We start from the raw sequence: 18,754 nt of genomic DNA on the forward strand, positions 1-18,754 counted from the left end.
GCGGCATGGACGAGAGGGCGGATGTGCGACGCGCCAGGCGACCGGTCAGGCTGCGCGGCTGGGGCGGCGTCGCCACCATGGCGGGCGCGTGCGCGCTGACCGCGGTGTGCGCCCTGCTCCCACTGACCCGCCACGGCGGCGGTGCGGACGCCGACGACGGGGTGCCTGGGACGTCGTCGCAGCAGCCCGCGCGGCAGGCGGCGGCGCCCGACTGCAAGGACCCGGAGGCGAGCCTGTCGCCTTCGTCCACCGCCACCGACGACCAGGTCAAGAAAATCGTGGGGCGGGGGACGCTGCGCGTCGGCATCGACCAGAGCAGCTACGGCTGGGGCTATCTGAACCCCAACAAGCCGCTCGACCCGGAGCATCCGGAGGAGCTCGGCGGCACCCTCGAAGGGTTCGACATCGACCTGGTGCACCAGATCGCCAAGGGCATCCTCGGCGACGCGAACGCGGTCCGGTTCCTGGCGATCCCCACCGACCAACGCATCGACGCCATCAAGAACAACGACGTCGACATGGTGGTACGCACCATGACGATCAACTGCGACCGCCTCAAGGACGTGTCCTTCTCGACCGCCTACTTCGAGACCGGCCAGCAGGTACTCGCGCCCAAGACGTCCCGCATCACCGGCTACAACGCCTCCCTCAAGGGCAAGAGGGTGTGCGTCGCCGCGGGTTCCACGGCGCAGGTGGCGCTTGAGAAGGAGTCGTACGGCGCGAAGGTCCTCAACAGCAACGTGCCCAATCAGCTCGACTGCCTGGTCAGGATGCAGCTCGGCCGGACCGACGCGATCATCACCGACGGCGCCCTCGCCGCCGGGCAGGCGTCGCAGGACCCGACGGTGGAGCTGAAGGGCAAGCCGTTCACCGAGGAGTACTACGGGGTGGCCATGCGCAAGGGCGCCGACGCCCTGGTACGCCGCGTCAACCAAGTACTCACGGACTGGCGGGGGTCCGGCTGGCGCCACTCGTACAACGACTGGCTGAAGGAGGACATGGGGCCCTCCTCGGGGCCCCCGGCGGCCAAGTACAAGTGACGGGGCCCGCCGACGGTCGGCGGATGCACCGGATGACGTAACCGAACTGATAACACTGGAGAGTTGGCACGGGCGGCCCTGGGACCTGGGACCGCCGGCACCGGGCGCCGCCGGCACCCGGTCCTGGACGCAAGAGAGGTGATCGATGGGCGTCGCGGGACCCCCCGGTCCTGTGATGGACCGGGACGAGGTGGACCGTGCGCTGGCGCGGCTCGGCGCGGAGCACGAGGCGATCGAGACATCGCTGTTCGCCCTCCAGGACCACGCGGGCCGCCGCCTCCTCGAAGGCGCGGAGCTGACCGGCACCACCCGGGAGCGCTGGGCCGAGACGGAGCGCTCCATCACCCTGCTCTGGACGTACTTCGACGCCTACGCCGACGCCCTGCGCGCGGTGCGGGAGCTGCGGGCGCGCCGCCGCTGGCCCAGCGCCCAGGACCTCGCGGAGCTGACGGAGCGGCTGCGGGGGGAGAGCATCACCGTCGCGGACGCCGCGAACGGCGGGCCGCCCGCCTCGCTCACCGGGCCCGCCCGGATGAGCGAACGGCTCTCCCTCGACACGCTGGTGACCCGCATGAACCAGCTCTACGCGCGCTCACTCGACATGGTCGTCACCGCCGACGCGGTCTGGTCGGCGCTGCCCGCCAGGATCGACCTGCTCTCCGCCGAGTTGCAGCGCACGCGCTCCCTCGCCCACTCCGTGGGCGTACGCCCAGGGGAGCATCCCTCGGGGGACGACCTGGAGCGGATCACCCGCACCCTGACCGCGCTGCGCGCCGAGGTGATCTCGGACCCGCTGGCGTTCTGGGTGCCGGCGCCCGGCAGTTCGGCGCCCGGCGGCGGCCGTCCCGACACCGAGCGCTACGACCGCGAGGCGCGCGCGCTCGACGAGGTGCGGCGCGAGATCGACGCGGTGCTGACGGTGCGCCAGGACGCCGAGACGCGGCTGCTGAAGCTGCGTGACGTGCTCTCCCGCGCGGACCGCACGCTCGCCGAGGCGCGTACCGCGCGCGGTGAGGTCCTGGCGAAGATCGCCGCGACCGAGGTCCCGGCGGTGTCGGGGCCGCCGACGGTGCTCCAGGAGGAGCTGGCCAGGGCCTCCGAGTACCGCAGGCACGCGCAGTGGCACCGGCTGTCGCCGCTGCTCGAAGCGCTGGAGGAGAAGGCGGAGGACGAACTGCTGCGGGCCCGCGAGTCGCTGACGGCGGTCACGGCGCCGCTCGCGGTGCGCGCGGAGCTGCGCGGCAGGCTCGACGCGTACAAGGCGAAGGTGGCCAGGCACGGGCTCGCGGAGGACCCGCTGCTCGTGGAGCGCTACGACGCCGCCCGGCGGATGCTGTGGAGCGCGCCCTGCGATCTGCGGGTCGCCGAGTCCGCGGTGCTGCGCTACCAACAGGCCGCCGCGGAACTGCTGGCCCCGCGCGTGCCGCCGCAGGGCGGCCGGGGCGAACACAGGGGGAACACATGAGCGGAGCGAACTGCCAGCGGCCAGGATGCGGCGGCACGTACGAGGACGTCGGCGACGGCGAGCTGTACTGCGACACCTGCGGCCTGGCGCCCGTGGTGTCCGCGAACGGCATGGTCGGCTCCACGCCCACGGGCGTCACCGGGGGCGGGGGCACGTCGAGCGGCAGCACGCCCTCGTCCCGCTCCTCGACGTCCCAGTCCGCGCGCTCGTCACGTTCCTCGCGGTCTTCGCGCTCTTCGCGTTCTTCTACGTCGCGGCGTTCGGTGTCCGGGCGGCTCTCGCGGTCCCTGTCGGGCGGTACGGGCGCGCAGTCGGTGTCGGTGCGCAGCTCCGGGTCCGCCGGGTCCTCGTCCGCGCGCGGCCGGCTCGGCGCCGGTCTGGTGCGGGTGCCCGCGGTGCCGCGGCCCGACCCGCGCGCGATGGTGCTGGAGAACCCGGAGGTGCCCGAGCGGAAGCGGTTCTGCTCGCGCTCCGAGTGCGGCGCCCAGGTGGGGCGCTCCCGCGGCGACAGGCCAGGACGCACCGAGGGCTTCTGCACCAAGTGCGGCAATCCGTACTCGTTCGTGCCCAAGCTGCACGAGGGCGACATCGTGCACGGCCAGTACGAGGTCGTGGGCTGTCTCGCGCACGGCGGCCTCGGCTGGGTCTACCTGGCCGTGGACCGCGCCGTGTCGGATCGCTGGGTCGTCCTCAAGGGCCTGCTGGACACCGGCGACCAGGACGCGATGGCGGCCGCGATCTCGGAGCGCCGCTTCCTCGCCGAGATCGAGCACTCCAACATCGTCCGCATCTACAACTTCGTGGAGCACCTGGACCCCCACACCGGCTCCATGGACGGCTACATCGTCATGGAGTACGTCGGCGGCAAGTCCCTCAAGGAGATCGCCAACGAGCGCCGCACCCCCGAGGGCCGCCGCGACCCGCTGCCGGTGGAGCTGGCCTGCGCGTTCGGCATCGAGGCGCTGGAGGCCCTGGGGCACCTGCACAGCCGCCACCTGCTGTACTGCGACTTCAAGGTCGACAACGCCATCCAGACCGAGGACCAGCTCAAGCTGATCGACATGGGCGCCGTGCGCAGGATGGACGACGAGGAGTCGGCGATCTTCGGCACGGTGGGCTACCAGGCGCCCGAGGTCGCCGAGGTGGGGCCCTCGGTGGCGTCCGACCTGTACACGGTGGCACGCACCCTCGCCGTCCTCACGTTCGACTTCCAGGGCTACACCTCGGTGTTCGCGGACTCGCTGCCCGAGCCGGAGAACATCGAGGTCTTCCGCAGGTACGAGTCGTTCTACCGGCTGCTGGTGCGTGCGACCGACCCCGACCCGGCGCGCAGGTTCGCCTCGGCGCAGGAGATGGCCGAGCAGCTCACCGGAGTGCTGCGGGAGGTCGTGGCGCTCCAGACGAAGCGGCCGAGACCGGCGCTCTCGTCGCTGTTCGGCCCCGAGGTGAAGGTCACCGACACCGTGCTGTTCCGCGACCTCGGCAGCGAGGCGTCCCGGCTCGGCCTGCGGCAGCCCGTGCTGGGCCGCCGCGCCCGCCGCGCCGCCGCGGCCCTGCCCGCTGCCCCGCAGCCCGGCGCCGCGCTGCCCCCGGGGGCCGGGGGCGCGGCCCCCGCGCTGCCCGCGGCGGGCGCCGTCGTCGTGCCGTCCCCGCGCGCGGCGGGCGAGGGCGCCTCGGGGCCGCCGCCGGGCGCCGCGGGGCAGGTGCGGCCGCTCGACGTGCGCGCGGCGGCGCTCGCGCTGCCGGTGCCCAGGATCGACCCCGGCGACCCCAACGCCGGTTTCCTGGCGGGCCTGATGGCGTCGGCGCCCGGCGAGCTGATCGCGGCGCTGCGCGCGGCGCCCACGCACTCGCTCGAACTGCGGCTGCGGGAGCTGCGGGCCCGCCTGGAGATGGGCTCGGACGACGACACCGCGGCCGCGGTGCGCGCGCTCACCGCGCTGGAGACCGACCACTCCGACGACTGGCGGGTGGTCTGGTACCGCGGCGTGGTGGCGCTCGCCACCGGGGACCAGCAGGGCGCCGCGGTCTCGTTCGACGCCGTGTACGACGCGTTCCCCGGCGAGAGCGCGCCCAAGATCGCGCTGGGGGTCTGCGCCGAGGTCCTCGGCCAGTTGGACAACGCCGCCGACTACTACGGCCTGGTGTGGACGACCGACCCCAGCTATGTCAGCGCCGCGTTCGGGCTCGCCCGGGTGCAGTTCGCGGCGGGCGGGCGCACGGCGGCGGTGGAGACGCTGGACTCGGTGCCCGGCTCGTCGATCCACTACACGGCGGCCCGGGTGGCGTCGGTACGGGCGCGGCTGCGGGAGCGGGTCGCTCCTGCGGCGCCGGGGGCGGGCGGCGCGGACGGCGCGTTCCTGGGCGATCTGACGGCGGCGGCCGGGCAGGTGGATGCGCTGCGCGAGTACGGTCTCGACGCCGTCCGCAGAGAACTGCTGTCCGCGGAGGTTCTGGGCACGGCCCTGGACTGGGTACTCTCCGGTGGGCAGAACACGCTCCCGCCGCAGGGTGGGAGCGGGACAGTGCTGCTCGGCAGCGAACTGGACGAGCGCGGGCTGCGGTTCGGGCTCGAACGGACGTACCGGACCCTGGCCCGGCACGCGCGCCGGGGCAGTGAGCGCATCGAAATGGTGGAGCGGGCCAACCGTCTCCGCCCCCGGACGTGGGTGTGATTCATGCCGCAGATGCCCCCGTCGGCCGCCGGGCCGACCTGCCCGAACCCGTCCTGCCGGGAGCCGGTGGAGCCGGGTGACCGTTTCTGCGGTGTGTGCGGGCGCGATCTTGAGGCGGTGCCGGTGCCGGGGGACGACCGTCCCACGATCGCCATAAGCGCGGGCGCGCCCGCGCGCGTGGGGGCGGCCGCAACAGGCAAGGTCGAGTGGCCGACCGCGTCGGATCTGGACAGCGACGACACACCGGTGCCCGTCCACGGTCCCGCCGACGTGCCGGGCCTCGACTCGGGCGGCTCCCCGCTGCACGGCGCCGCGTCCGCCCCCGCCACCGCCTCCGGGGGCGGCGGGGCGCCCGCGGCGGAGCGCGGCGGCACCACGGACGGCGACGACTACCGGCTCGCCGCGCCGCGGCCCGCGGCCGACCCCCGCGCGGAACCGGAGGAGGAGGCGGCGCCCGGCCGGGTCTGCGTCTTCTGCGCCGCGGGCCGCGTCGACCGCGACGACTACTGCGAGCACTGCGGCAAGGCGCAACCACGCGAACGGGACCACATGGAACAGGAACTCGGGGCCGTAGCGGCCGTCAGCGACCGCGGTCTGCGCCACCACCGCAACGAGGACGCGTTCGCGCTGTCCGCCACGGCGCTGAAGGACGGCGCGCCCGCGGTGATCGCCGTCGTCTGCGACGGCGTGTCCTCGGCGACCAGGCCGGACGAGGCGTCCAGGGCCGCCTGCGACACGGCCGTCGCATCACTGCTGGACGCGCTGCCCCGGGGCACGCACCCGCAGCAGGCGATGCACGAGGCGATCATCGCCGCCGCCGACGCCGTCAACGACCTCGCCGACGAGCCGGGTTCGCGCCGGGGCAGGCCGCCGCAGCAGAACGCGCCCGCGTGCACCCTGGTCGGCGCCGTGATCGCACGCGACCTGCTGGTCATCGGCTGGGTCGGCGACAGCCGCGCGTACTGGGTGCCCATCGACCGCTCCGCGCCCGCGTCCCGGCTGACCCAGGACGACTCGTGGGCCGCGCAGATGGTCGCCGCGGGGCTGATGAACGAGGCCGAGGCGTACGCGGACGACCGCGCCCACGCCATCACCGGCTGGCTCGGCGCCGACGCGTACGAACTGGAGCCGCACACCGAGTCGTACAAACTGGACAGGCCGGGTGTCGTCGTGGTCTGCACGGACGGGCTGTGGAACTACGCGGAGGCCGCGGAGGAGATGGCGGCCGTCGTCCCGTGGGACGCCGGGGAGCGGCCGCTGCACGGTGCCCAGAAGCTGGTGGGACACGCCCTCGGGGGCGGGGGCCACGACAACGTAACAGTGGCGGTACTGCCGTTCCCGGTGCCGCCCCAGGGGGCAGGCCCGGCCTGACGCCGGGCCGCCCGCCACCCGTGACACACGGGAACCGCCACGCGCGTACGCCGTGGGAAGTCTGAGGGGGGAGCACACTCCATGGCCAAATTCTCCAAGTCGAACGTCCCGCAGTTCTCCGTGGACGTGTATCAGAACGAGTACCTGCCGGAGGGCGGCAGGGAGGTCAACGCGGTCGTCACCGTCACCTCGACCGGCGGTGGCACCGTCGGGCCCGGGGTGACGTCGCCGTCCGGCTTCGGCGCGGGCCAGGCGCCCGACGCCGCGGTCGCGATCATGGTGGACTGCTCCGGGTCGATGGACTATCCGCCGACGAAGATGCGCAACGCGCGCGACGCGACCGCCGCCGCGATCGACACCCTGCGCGACGGGGTGCACTTCGCGGTGATCGGCGGCACCCACGTCGCCAAGGAGGTCTACCCGGGCGACGGCAGGCTCGCGGTGGCCGGGCCCGGCACCCGGCAGGAGGCCAGGAACGCGCTGCGCAAGCTCGCGGCGAGCGGCGGCACCGCCATCGGGACCTGGCTGCAACTCGCGGACCGGCTGCTGTCGTCGGCCGACGTCGCGATCCGGCACGGCATCCTGCTCACCGACGGACGCAACGAACACGAGGCGCCCGGCGACCTGAAGGCGGCGCTCGACGCGTGCGCGGGCCGCTTCACCTGCGACGCCCGCGGCGTGGGCACGGACTGGGAGGTCAAGGAGGTCACCGGTATCGCCTCCGCGCTGCTGGGCACCGCCGACATCGTGGCCGACCCTTCGGGCCTCGCCGAGGACTTCCAGCACATGATGGAGGAGGCCATGGGCAAGGAGGTCGCGGACGTCGCGCTGCGCCTGTGGACGCCGATGGACACCGAGATCGCGTTCGTGAAGCAGGTCGCGCCGACGGTCGAGGAGTTGACGGGCCGCCGCACCGAGGCGGGCCCCCGCGCGGGCGACTATCCGACCGGCTCCTGGGGCGACGAGTCCCGCGACTACCACGTGTGTGTGCGGGTGCCCGCCGCGGGCGTCGGCCAGGAGATGCTGGCGGCCCGCGTCTCGCTGGTCATCCCGAGCGCCGAGGGCAGCCCGCAGACCCTCGCGCAGGGCCTGGTGCGGGCGGTGTGGACCGACGACATGGCCGCGTCCACGACGATCAACCCGCAGGTCGCGCACTACACGGGCCAGGCCGAGCTGGCGCAGGTCATCCAGGAGGGCCTGAACGCGCGCAAGGCGGGCGACGACGACGGCGCCACCGCGAAGCTGGGCCGCGCGGTCCAACTCGCGGACGCCCTCGGCAACGAGGACACCTCGAAGCTGCTCTCCAAGGTGGTGGACGTGGTGGACGTGGCGGCGGGTACTGTGCGATTGAAGAAGAGGGTCGAGGACGCCGACGAGATGACGCTGGAGACCCGGTCGACGAAGACCGTACGGGTGAAGAAGTAGGCGGCAGGCCCGCGCGACGGCGGCGGTCGACGGAGACCGCCGCCCACGGCACGGCAGACACGGCCGACGATGACGAACACACTGGAGGCGTGCGGACGGCCGGGTCCGCGCGCCGCGCCGCGACAGAGCTGACAGACCCGAAGAGCCGACAGAGCCATCCGTATCCGACCACGACAGCAGGCGAGGACGGCGCCCGGGACCGACGGGCGCGGCCCGCTGCCCGGCCCCGAGCCGGAGAGCCCGGCCGCAGCGCCGGACGAGGAGAGGAGGAAGCGCCGACATGCCGACCTGCCCGAACGGACACCAGTCGGGTTCCGACGACTGGTGCGAGGTCTGCGGTCACCGCATGACCGGTGCCGTGCCCCCGCCCCCGCCTCCGCCGCCCGCCCCCGACCTGCGCGGCTTCCCCGCGGGTCCCGGCGCGCCGCAGTCCGGCCGGCCCGAGCTGTGCCCGCAGTGCCACACGCCGCGCGAGGGCGGGGCGCCGTTCTGTGAGGAGTGCCGCTGGAACTTCCTCACGAACACCGCCACCAGCTACACGCCCGCCGCGCCGCCGCAGAGCGGCCCGCCGAGCCCTCCCCCGGGCTTCCAGCGGCCCCCGGGCGACCCGTACGAGCCGCAGGGCTCGCGGCCCTCGCAGATCAACAGGCCCGCGGAGCCGCTGCCCGCGTCGTTCTTCGAGCCGTCGAGCCAGCCCGCGCCGCCCCCGCAGGGCGGGCCGCAGAACCCGCCGGGCCCGCCGGGTCCCGGTGCGCCGCAGGGCGGGGGCCCGGTGCCGCCGCAGGGGCCGCTGCCGGTGCCGCCGCGCGGCCCCGGGCCGCAGGCGCCGCCGCCCGCGCCGACGAACGGCGGGGCGCCCCAGCCGTTCCAGCAGCAGCCCGCGCCGCAGCCGTCGTTCGGGCGCGGCGAGGCGGTCGCGCCGCCGCGGCCCGGCGGTGACGACTGGGTGATCTCCCCGCCCTCCACGCCGGGGCCCCCGGCGCCACCGCCCGCCGGGAGCCCCGGCGGTCCCGTCGCGCCGCCCGGGTTCGACCGGTCCGAGACGCCCCCGCCGACGGGCGGCTACGCCCCGCCCGCGGTGTGGACGGCGACCATCGGGCCCGACCGCGAGTACTTCATGGCGATGATGCACCGCTCCGGCCCCGAGGCGACGGGCCTGAACCTGCCCGCGTACTCGCCCGAGCAGCAGCGCCAACTCCAGGGCCCGCAGGTGTCGATCGGGCGCCGCCGCCACTCCACGGGCGACACCCCCGACATCGACCTGTCGGTGCCGCCTGAGGACCCGGGGGTCTCGCACCAGCACGCGCTGCTGGTGGCGCAGCCCGACGGGTCGTGGGCGGTGGTGGACCAGAACTCCACCAACGGCACCACCGTCAACGGCGCGGAGGAGCCGATCCAGCCGTTCGTGCCGGTGCCGCTCCAGGACGGCGACCGGGTGCACGTGGGCGCCTGGACGACGATCACCGTCCGCCGCGGCTGATCCAGGCCCGCACCGCCGGCCGCCGTCCCGGCCGCGGTGCGGGCCGTACTCACAGCGGCCAGGTGTGGGGCCCCTCGGGGGCGTCGAGCCACGCCCACGCGCGCGTGCCGTCGACGCTGATCCCGTAGCGCTCCCGCTCGGGGCGGCCCTGCTCCTCCCATACGCGGTACAGGTCGCCCGGGTCGGCGGCGGCGCTCGCGAGCGCGAGCAGGAAGCGGAACCCGTCGCTGCGCAGCGCCCTGCCGGGCAGCCGGACGCCGCCGTCGCGCGGTGCCGCGCGCCGCGGGCCGCCGCGGAGCGGGACGAAGTAGGCGGGCGTGGCGAGGAAGCGGCCCTCGGCGCGCGCGGCACCCGCCACCCGCAGCGCCAGCAGCCCGGTCCCGAACGGCGTCAGCACGCGCGCGCCCGGACGGCACTGGGCGAGCCAGGGCCGTGGCACGTCGTCCAGGGCGCAGGTCGCGATGATCCGGTCGTACGGGGCGTCGCGCGGGCAGCCGCGGGCGCCGTCGCCGGTGACGACAGCGGGGTGGAGGCCCGCCGCGTCGAGGTGGGCGCGGGCGCCCTCGGTGATCTCCGGCTCCAGGTCGACGGTGGTGACCCGCTCTTCGCCGAGCCGGTACGCGAGCAGCGCCGCGTTGTAGCCGGTACCGGCGCCGATCTCCAGCACCCGGTGGCCGTCGGCGGCCTGGAGCCAGGCCAGCATCCGCGCCATCAGCGACGGCTGGCTGCTGGACGAGACGAGTTCGCCGTCCCGCAGCCGGGTGGCGAGCGGGGCGTCCGTGTAGGCGCCGCGCAGCCACTCGGCCCGCCGCCCGGGGTCGGGGTCCTCGCCCCACAGCCGCCGGTGGCCGCCCATGACGCCGGTGTAGTAGTACGGCACGAACAGGTGCCGGGGCACGGCCTCGAACGCGGGGCGCCAGGCGGGGTCGTCGTCGAAGGCACCGTCCTCGGCGAGGGTCCGCACCATCGCGGCCCGCTCCCGCGCCGCCGCCTCGTCCACCGCACGCGTACGCATGTGTCCACTGTCCTGCGCGGCGCGCGCGTGTGCCAGCAACGCTGCTCCGGGCGCCCCGGAACGCCGCCCGCGCGTGGCGGCGCCCGGGCCCGCGGCGGTGGTCCTGGGCCCGGAGTCCTCCGCCGGGGCGTCTGAGACGATGGAGGGCGTGACTGAGATTCCGCACGGCGCGCCTCCCGAGACCACGTTCTACGAGCAGGTCGGCGGCGAGGACACCTTCCGGCGGCTGGTGCACCGCTTCTACGAGGGTGTCGCCGAGGACCCGCTGCTGCGCCCCATGTACCCGGAGGAGGACCTCGGCCCGGCCGAGGAGCGGCTGACCCTGTTCCTCATCCAGTACTGGGGCGGCCCGACGACCTACAGCCAGAACCGCGGCCATCCCCGGCTGCGGATGCGGCACGCCCCGTTCACCGTGGACCGCGCGGCGCACGACGCCTGGCTGCGGCACATGCGCACCGCCGTCGACGAACTCGGCCTGTCCGAGGAGCACGAGCGGACGCTGTGGAAGTACCTGACCTACGCCGCCGCGACCATGGTCAACACCGCGGGGTAGCCGCGCCCGGCCGGCCGTGACGCGGGGGCGACAGGGCGGTGTCCCGGGAGTTGTCCACAGGCTCGGGCGGGTCGGTGCGGCTTCCCGTACGCTGATCACCCACAAGCACCCGACCATGTGTTCGGGGCGAAACGGGGGACTACAGCGGGGGGCCGTGTGACGGGGTTCGTTCTGTGGCGTGCGCGCGCGCACCGCCTGCTGCTCGGCGCCGCGCTGCTCGCGGTGCTGCTGACGACGGCCGTCCTCACGACCCTGACCGCGTTCTCGGACTCCATCGGCGACGCCGGGCTGCGGCACACCCTCGCCACCAGGGACGCGGCGTCCGCCGCCCTCGTCGTACGGGCCGACGTGCCGGGCGGCAGGGCGGCGGACGCGGCCGTGCGGAAGGCGGCCGACGCCACCTTCGACGGCCTGCCCGTGACGGTGCGCACGCTGCGCCGCTCCGGGCCCTACGCGCTGCCGCGGTCCCTCCAGCCGCCCGCCGCGCGCGGCGGCGACCCCGACCTGACCCATCTCGCCGCCCTCGACGCGTCCCGGACGGTCCTCACCGGGGGCAGCCGCCCCCGGGAGGCGGCGGGCGGCAGCGTCGAGGTGGCCGTCCCCGACGCGGCGGCGCGCGCCCTCGGCCTGCGGCCGGGCTCGGAGCTGACGCTCGACGACCGCCTCGGCGGCCCGCACGTACGGGTCCGTGTCACCGGCACCTACCGCCCCGCGGACATCGCCGACCCGTACTGGCGGCTCGACGAGTTGGGCGGGCGCGGTGTCCAGAAGGGCGAGTTCACCACGTACGGGCCGCTGCTGGCCGCCCCCGGCGTCCTCACGGGCGGCCGGGTCTCCGCGGGCGGCACCGGCTGGGTCGCCACCGCGGGCTTCGGCCCGCTCACCACGGGCCGTATCGGCGCCCTGCGCGCGGCGGCGTCCTCGGGGCCCGCGGCGCTGCTGAAGGAGCCGTCCCTCGGGGGCGCCACCGACATCGGCACCGGGCTGCCCGACGTGCTCGACCGTGTCGAGCGCGCGCTGTCGGTGGCACGGAACACCCTGCTGGTCGTCGCGCTCCAGCTCGTGCTGCTGGCCGCGGGCGCGCTGCTGCTGGTGGCGCGGCTGCTGTCGTCGGAGCGGGCGGGCGAGACCCGGCTGCTGCGGGCCAGGGGCGGCTCCCGGCGCCGTCTCGCCGCGCTCGCGGCCGCCGAGGCGCTGCTGCTCGCGCTGCCCGCGGCCGTGTGCGGGCCGCTGCTCGCCATGCCGCTCGCCCGGCTCCTCGTGGACCGGGGCGGCACCTCGGGGCTGACCACCGGCGGCGGCGCCGTGCCCGGCGGCCCGGTGTGGCTGACGGCGGCGGCGGTCGCCCTCGGCTGTGCGGTGGCCGTCGCCGCGCCCGCGTTCATGGCGGGCACGGCGCTCGTGTCCCGGGCGCGCGCGCTGCCCGCGCCGCTGCGCGCGGGCGCCGACCTCGGGCTGCTCGCGATCGCCGCCGTCGCCTACTGGCAGCTACGGGGCCACACCTCGGGGGGTGACGGCGTCGACCCGCTGCTGGTGGCCGCGCCCGCGCTCGCGCTGCTCGCCGGGACGGTGCTGGTGCTGCGGCTGCTGCCGCTGCTGGTCCGGCTCGGCGAGCGCCGCGCGACGCGCGGCGGCGGGCTCGTGGGGGCGCTCGCGGGCTGGCAGTTGAGCCGCCGCCCGGGGCGCGGCGCCGGGCCCGTGCTGCTGCTGGTGCTCACCGTCGCCATGGGCATGCTCGCGCTGGGCCAGGGCGCCTCCTGGCACCGTTCGCAGGACGACCAGGCCGACTTCCTCGCGGGCGCCGACGTGCGCCTCACGACGCCGGGGGGCAGCGGCCTCGGCCAGTCCGGGGCGTTCGCGGCGCTGCCCGGCGTGCGGGACGCGGTGCCCGCCACCCGCTCCACGATGACGCTGTCCGACGACCGTGCCGCGTCCGTGCTCGCCCTGGACACCGCGTCCGCGGGCGACGGCATCCGGATGCGCGGGGACCTCGGCGACAAGCCCACCCACGACGTCCTTGCCCCGCTCGGCACACCGGCCCGGGGCGGCTCGCGGGGCGTGCCGCTGCCGCGTGACACCAGGCGCCTCGACGCCGAGTTCACGCTGGGCGGTTCCGACGGCGGGCAGCCCGCCGAGGTCACCCTCACCGTCCTCGACCGCTACGGCATCCCCTACCGGCTCCCGCTGCCCCCGCTGCCGGCGGACGCCCGCCCGCACCGCCTCGCCCTGGACATCGCCTCGGTCGCTTCCGGCGCCGGCAACAGGATGGCCGAGCCCCTCACCCTCACCGGAGTCGACGTGGAAACACCCCAGCCAGGCGGGGCGGCCGACACCCAGCGGCTGTCGATGGCCGCCCTGCGCGCGCTCACCGGCGACGGCACGGGGCATCCGCTGGAGCCCGGCGGCGGCTGGCGCGGCACGGCCACGGCACCCGCCGCCTCCGGGGCCGACCCCGTCGAGGACACCACCGGCAAGGCCCGGCCCACCTCCCCGCGGATCGCCGCCTCGGGCCCGACGCTCTCCGCGTCCTACGGCACCGGCTTCGTCTCCGAGGAGACCGTCCAGAGCGGCAAGGCGCCCCTGCTGACCCTGCGGCTCGTCGCCGACGCGGGCCATATCGCGGAGATCCCCGCCGTCGCCACGGACCGCTTCCTGGACTCGTCGGGCGCGGCCCCCGGCCGCCGTATCGACGTGCCCGTCGGCTCCTCCACCGTGCGGGTCCGCATCGTCGGCACCCTGCGCGCCCTGCCCACCACGGGCGCGGAAACCACGGGGGGCGCCGCGCGGGCCTCCTCCACGGCCGCCGCGGACGCGGGAGACGGCGGCGCCCTCCTGATCGACCTGCGCGCCCTCAACAGGATGCTGCTCCAGCGCTCCGACACCGGCGTCACCCCCGACGAGTGGTGGCTGACCACGGGCCACGGCGGCGCCGCGAAGGCCGCGGGCGCGCTGCGGGCCAGGCCCGACATCGACCCCACCGGGGTCCTGGTGCGCGACGAGGCGGCGGCGTCCCTGCGCGACGACCCGCTCGGCGCGGGCCCCGAGGCGGCGTTCACCGCCACCACCGCCGCTGCCGCGGTGCTCGCCGCCGTCGGCTTCGCGGTCGGCGCCGTGGCCTCCCTGCGGGAGCGCCGCGAGGAGTTCACCGTGCTGCGGGCGCTCGGCGCGCCCCGCGGCCGCCTGGCGCGGACCGTCGCCGTCGAGTACGCCACGCTGATCGTGCTGGCGCTCGTCGTGGGCACCGCCCTCGGCGCGCTGCTGACCAGGGCCGTGGTGCCGCTCGTGGTCCTGACCCCCGCGGCGACCGTGCCCGTCCCCACCGTCCTGGTGGAACTGCCCCCGGTGCGTGTCGCCGTGCTCCTCCTCGCCGTCGCGGCCGCCCCCGTGCTCATCACCGCGTTCCTCGCCCTGCGCGGGACGGCGTCCGCGGGACCGCTGCGCGCGCAGGGAGGCGAGTGACATGCGCACCCCGCGCCCCGCCTCCGACACGCGCGCCCGAGGACGGCGCCCGGCCGTCGCGCCCTGGCTGCGGACCCGGCTGCGCACCGCCCCGTTCTCCGCCACCGCGCTCGCGCTCCTGGTGGCCGTGACCACGTGCCTCGCCGCCGCCTTCCCCCGCGCCGTCGACCACTACCAGGACACGGGCCTGCGGGACCTCATCACCTCGGCGTCCCCCGAGCGCTCGGCGCTCAGCTATGTCGACGAGTCCCTCACCGCCCCCAGCGCGGGCGAGGCCGACCCGCCCGGCATCGGCGAGGTCGAGGACAGGATGCGCCCCGACGTGCTGCGCACCGCCTACCGCGGCGTCCGCGACAGCCTGACCGGGCCCCTCGCCGTCGACGACCACGAGTCGGGCTACGGCGTCGAGACCAGCGTCCCCCTCGTCGCCTCCGACGACTGGCTGCCGCACCCCGAGCGGCGCGCCCGGATGACCCTCGTGGCGCAGGCGGGCCTCCCCGACCACGCGACCCTGAGCCAGGGGCGGCTGCCACGCGCCCCCGAGCACGTCAGTTACCGCACCACGCGCGTGGAGGCGGCCGTCTCGGAGGAGACCGCGGAGCGGCTCCACATCAAGGCCGGCTCCCTCATCCACCTGCCCGGGACCACCGTCCACGTCACCGGCATCGTCCGGCCGCGCAACCCCTCAGGGCCCTACTGGTCGGTGGAGAGCGTGCTGCGCACCCCCGTCTTCGCCCAGATCAGGACCCAGGAGACACCGCCGCCCCACTACTGGCTCGGCGCCCTCCTGCTCGCCCCCGACGCCGCCCCGATGCTGCTGGGCACCCGTGGCACGCCCGTGCGCTACTGGCGCCTGCCCCTCCACACCGGCGGGCTGCACGCCCATGAGCTTCCGGCGTTCAAGTCCGCCGTGGCGTCCGCGATGGACGGCCCCACCCTGCTGCGGATACGGAGCCTGACCAATCCGGGTCTCTCCGCCGGCACGGACCTCGACGACCTCATCGGCGAGTACGAGGGCCTGCACTCCGGCATCCAGCCCGTCGTCTCCGTCGCCGCCTCCGGAACCGGGACGGTGGCGCTGGTCGTGCTGCTGATGGCGGCCGCTCTCGCCGCCCGCCGCCGGCACGCGGAACTCGCCCTGCTGCGCGCGCGTGGCGCCACCCTGGGGGGTATCGGGGGGCGGCTGCTCGCGGAGACGGCGGTGGTGTCGGTGCCCGCGGGCGCCGTCGGGCTCGGGGCGGCCCTGCTGTTCGCCGACGGGCCCCGGGTCACCGGCGCCGTGCTCGCCGCCGCGGCCGTGGTCGCGATCGCCTGCCTCGCGTTGCCGCTGCGCGCCGTCGCGGCCCACCGCACCGCGCGCGTGCACGCGGCCCGCGAGGACACCATCCAGGTACGGCTCTCGCGGCGCCGCCTCGTCGCGGAACTGACCGTGCTGGTGCTCGCCGCTGGCGCGGTGTCCCTGCTGCGGGTACGGGGCGCCGACAGCGGCGGCACCGCGGCCCTCGCGCCCGTCCTGCTCGGCGTCATCGCGGCCCTCGCCCTGGTACGCCTCGTGCCGTATCCGCTGCGCTGGGCGGCGCGCCCGGCGGGGCGGCTGCGCGGCGCGGTCACCCATCTCTCCCTGGCGCGCGCGGGCCGGGGCGCCGGAAGCATCTCCCTCCTTCCGCTGCTCGCGCTGCTCACGGCGCTCGCCACGGCCGCCTTCGGCGGCGCGGTACTGACCGGGGTCGACCAGGCGAGGGCGTACGCGGCCGCCCGCGCCACCGGGGCCGACGCCCGCGTGGAAAGCTCCATACCGCTGCCCTCCGGCGCCTCCCACCGGGTGCGCGAGGTGCCCGGTGTGCGGGACGTCACCCCGGTCAGCATCGAGTACGACGCGACGCCCGCCGACCCCGCCGACGACGGCCCCCATGTGCCCCTCGTCGGTGTCGTCCCCGGCGCCTACGCGGCCCTCGCCCACGACAACGGCCTCGGCGCGTTCCCCGCCGCCGCCCTCGCCCACCCGTCGACCGGCGGCACCCTGCCCGCCGTGGCCTCCCCCGCCGTCGCCAAACGCTACGGCACCGGCCGCCCCCTGCACCTGCTCGTCGGGAGCGACGAGGTCACCGTCCGTATCGCCGCCGTGCGCGACACCACACCGGCCCTCTCCACCGGCGACTTCCTCCTCGTGGACGCCGCAGGACTCGGCTCCGCCGCCAAGCCCACCACGCTGCTGCTCACGGGCGCCCACATCGACGGCAAGGCGCTGCGCGCCGCCGCCGACAGCGACACCGTCGACGTCCGGCTCCGCTCCGAGGAACGCGCCCGCCACCAGGACACCCCCATGCAGCGCGGCGCCGACCGCGTCTACACCGCCGCCGTCGCCGCGGGCGCCGGGTTCGCGCTGCTCGCGCTGCTGCTCGCGCTCGCCGGTGCGGCCCCGGAGCGGCGAGCGCTCCTCGCCAGACTGCGCACCATGGGCCTCACCCGCGCCCAGGGCAGACGGCTGCTGATCCTCGAAGCGATCCCCGGCGCGCTGCTCGCCGCCGTCGGCGGTGCCGCCACCGGCTGGGCCGCGGTGCTGCTGCTGCGGCCCGGTATCGACCTGACCGCGGTGGCGCTCGCCGCCACGGCCGACGGCGATCCCGTCACCCGGGTGAGGCCCGTCACGGACCTTCCGTCACTGCTGCTTCCCGCCCTGCTGGTGATCGCGCTCACCGCCGCCGTCGCCGCCGTCCAGGCGTGGTGGACGGGCCGCCGCGGCTCCGTCACCGAACTCAGGGCGGGTGACCGCCAGTGACCCCCGCACGCCGACGCCCCGCGCCCCCTGACCCACGAGAGGTGTCCCTGCCATGACGACGACCGGCCCGCAGACGGCCGCCCCGACCCTGGCCGACCTCGAACGCCGCGCCGCCGAGCGCCGCGCCAAGCCCTCGTACGGCCATGACGCCCTGATCACCTGCGACCGGCTGGTGCGGATCTTCTCCCTCGACGGGGTCGAGGTCCAGGCGCTCCAGGGCCTCGACCTGCTGGTGCGCGAGGGCGAGCTGATGGCGCTCGTCGGCGCCTCAGGCAGCGGCAAGTCCACCCTGATGAACATCCTGGCGGGGCTCGACGAGCCCACCGCGGGCGTCGCCAAGGTCGCGGGCCGCGACCTGCTCGCCATGAACTCCCGGGACCGGCTGCGCTACCGCCAGGAGGTCGTGGGCTTCGTCTGGCAGCAGACCGCGCGGAACCTGCTCCCGTACCTGACGGCCGCGCAGAACGTGGCACTGCCGATGCAGCTCAGGGGCCGCGGGAGCGGCAAGTCCCGCCGTCTGAAGGCGGAGCGCGCACGGGAACTGCTCGGGCTCCTCGACGTCGCAGGCTGCCAGGACCGCCGCCCGCACGAGATGTCCGGGGGCCAGCAGCAGCGGGTCGCCATCGCCGTCGCCCTGGCCAACGAGCCTGCGGTGCTCCTCGCCGACGAGCCCACGGGGGAGCTGGACTCGGGCACCGCGGAGCAGATCTTCGCCGCGTTCCGCAGGGCCAATGAGGAACTCGGCACCACCACCGTGATCGTCACCCATGACCAGGCCGTCGCCCACGAGGTGCGGCGCACCGTCGCCATCCGCGACGGCCGCACCTCCACGGAGGTGCTGCGCCGTACCGAGGTGGACGCGGCCACCGGGCAGGAGTCCCTGGTGGCGCGCGAGTACGCGATGCTCGACCGGGCCGGCCGCCTCCAGCTCCCCGCCGACTACACGGAGACGCTGGGCATGCGCGACCGTGTCCTGCTCGAACTGGAACAGGACCACATAGGCGTCTGGCCCGACGGCACCCGGCGCCCCGACACTCCCCCGCAGCCCGACCCTGAGGACTGACCCGCCGCCGGGCCCGCGGGTGCCCGGGGGGTGGGGCATGCCGGGGGCGCGGCAGACCCCACCCTGTCGCCGAGGCACAGCCCCGGCCACGGACGACGAACACCCGCGCGGGCGGCACCGCCTCGTTCTCCCCAAGTGAAGTTCAAGGCGAGGTAAAAGGAGAGTATCTTTTCGGTCGACCTGGCCCGTGTGCACGGCGATGCGACAGGTCCGGGGAGGGCCTAGGGCGTGTCCGCAATGTCAGGTGGGGAGCCATAGTCGTAGGCAGGCGAGGGTGACCAGGGCTTGGTAGTGGCGGGCGCGTTTGTCGTAGCGGGTGGCGATGGCTTTGTTCTGCTTGAGCTTGTTGAAGCAGCGTTCGACGACGTTGCGGCGCCGGTAGGCGGCCCGGTCGAGCCGGCAGGGCCTCTCGCCTCGGTGGATGCGGCC

The 18,754-nt window shown here is 75.7% G+C and carries 11 protein-coding genes and 1 pseudogene; 10 read left to right on the forward strand and 2 right to left on the reverse strand.

Going from position 1 to position 18,754, the window contains the following annotated elements; genetic code table 11:
• The first annotated feature begins 5 nt into the window (after positions 1 to 5).
• The 6 genes from ACIBIW_RS35285 to ACIBIW_RS35310 all read left to right on the forward strand — a co-directional run bounded on the left by ACIBIW_RS35285 (position 6) and on the right by ACIBIW_RS35310 (position 9,456).
• On the forward strand, positions 6 to 1,040 hold the full coding sequence (locus ACIBIW_RS35285; RefSeq protein ID WP_399342387.1) for a glutamate ABC transporter substrate-binding protein: 1,035 nt from the start codon (positions 6 to 8) through the stop codon (positions 1,038 to 1,040).
• A gap of 145 nt (positions 1,041 to 1,185) precedes the next feature.
• Positions 1,186 to 2,505, forward strand: coding sequence for a hypothetical protein (locus ACIBIW_RS35290; protein ID WP_399342389.1), 1,320 nt, complete (start codon positions 1,186 to 1,188; stop codon positions 2,503 to 2,505).
• Positions 2,502 to 5,180, forward strand: a complete 2,679-nt coding sequence (locus ACIBIW_RS35295) for a tetratricopeptide repeat protein (RefSeq protein WP_399342391.1) — start codon at positions 2,502 to 2,504, stop codon at positions 5,178 to 5,180. Before ACIBIW_RS35290 ends, ACIBIW_RS35295 begins: the two co-directional genes overlap by 4 nt.
• Before the next feature lie 3 nt (positions 5,181 to 5,183).
• The gene (locus ACIBIW_RS35300) at positions 5,184 to 6,551 is read left to right on the forward strand and encodes a PP2C family protein-serine/threonine phosphatase (protein ID WP_399342393.1); all 1,368 of its coding nucleotides are present in this window, start codon (positions 5,184 to 5,186) and stop codon (positions 6,549 to 6,551) included.
• Positions 6,552 to 6,632: 81 nt separating this feature from the next.
• Positions 6,633 to 7,976 (forward strand): VWA domain-containing protein, encoded by a 1,344-nt coding sequence (locus tag ACIBIW_RS35305; RefSeq protein WP_399342395.1) that lies wholly within the window; start codon positions 6,633 to 6,635, stop codon positions 7,974 to 7,976.
• A 280-nt stretch (positions 7,977 to 8,256) separates the two neighbouring features.
• Complete coding sequence (locus tag ACIBIW_RS35310) at positions 8,257 to 9,456, forward strand: FHA domain-containing protein (RefSeq protein ID WP_399342397.1); 1,200 nt, start codon at positions 8,257 to 8,259, stop codon at positions 9,454 to 9,456.
• A 49-nt stretch (positions 9,457 to 9,505) separates the two neighbouring features.
• Here the strand turns inward: ACIBIW_RS35310 and ACIBIW_RS35315 are convergent, their stop codons facing one another.
• Positions 9,506 to 10,471: a methyltransferase domain-containing protein gene (locus ACIBIW_RS35315; protein WP_399342398.1), complete on the reverse strand. Its 966-nt coding sequence runs from the start codon at positions 10,469 to 10,471 to the stop codon at positions 9,506 to 9,508.
• Positions 10,472 to 10,610: 139 nt separating this feature from the next.
• Here ACIBIW_RS35315 and ACIBIW_RS35320 point away from each other — a divergent pair, with 139 nt between their 5' ends.
• The 4 genes from ACIBIW_RS35320 to ACIBIW_RS35335 all read left to right on the forward strand — a co-directional run bounded on the left by ACIBIW_RS35320 (position 10,611) and on the right by ACIBIW_RS35335 (position 18,325).
• Complete coding sequence (locus tag ACIBIW_RS35320; protein WP_399342399.1) at positions 10,611 to 11,024, forward strand: globin; 414 nt, start codon at positions 10,611 to 10,613, stop codon at positions 11,022 to 11,024.
• Positions 11,025 to 11,180: 156 nt separating this feature from the next.
• On the forward strand, positions 11,181 to 14,483 hold the full coding sequence (locus tag ACIBIW_RS35325; RefSeq protein WP_399342400.1) for an FtsX-like permease family protein: 3,303 nt from the start codon (positions 11,181 to 11,183) through the stop codon (positions 14,481 to 14,483).
• 1 nt (position 14,484) lies between these two features.
• On the forward strand, positions 14,485 to 17,262 hold the full coding sequence (locus ACIBIW_RS35330; protein ID WP_399342401.1) for an ABC transporter permease: 2,778 nt from the start codon (positions 14,485 to 14,487) through the stop codon (positions 17,260 to 17,262).
• Between the two features lie 52 nt (positions 17,263 to 17,314).
• Positions 17,315 to 18,325 carry an ABC transporter ATP-binding protein gene (locus ACIBIW_RS35335; RefSeq protein ID WP_399342403.1) on the forward strand — a complete coding sequence of 337 codons (1,011 nt, stop codon included), beginning with the start codon at positions 17,315 to 17,317 and terminating at the stop codon, positions 18,323 to 18,325.
• Positions 18,326 to 18,565: 240 nt separating this feature from the next.
• Here the strand turns inward: ACIBIW_RS35335 and ACIBIW_RS35340 are convergent.
• Positions 18,566 to 18,754 (reverse strand): annotated as a pseudogene (locus ACIBIW_RS35340) (IS5/IS1182 family transposase); the annotation flags it as partial.

This window comes from Streptomyces sp. NPDC050560, from assembly GCF_044457285.1.
GTDB lineage: Bacteria > Actinomycetota > Actinomycetes > Streptomycetales > Streptomycetaceae > Streptomyces.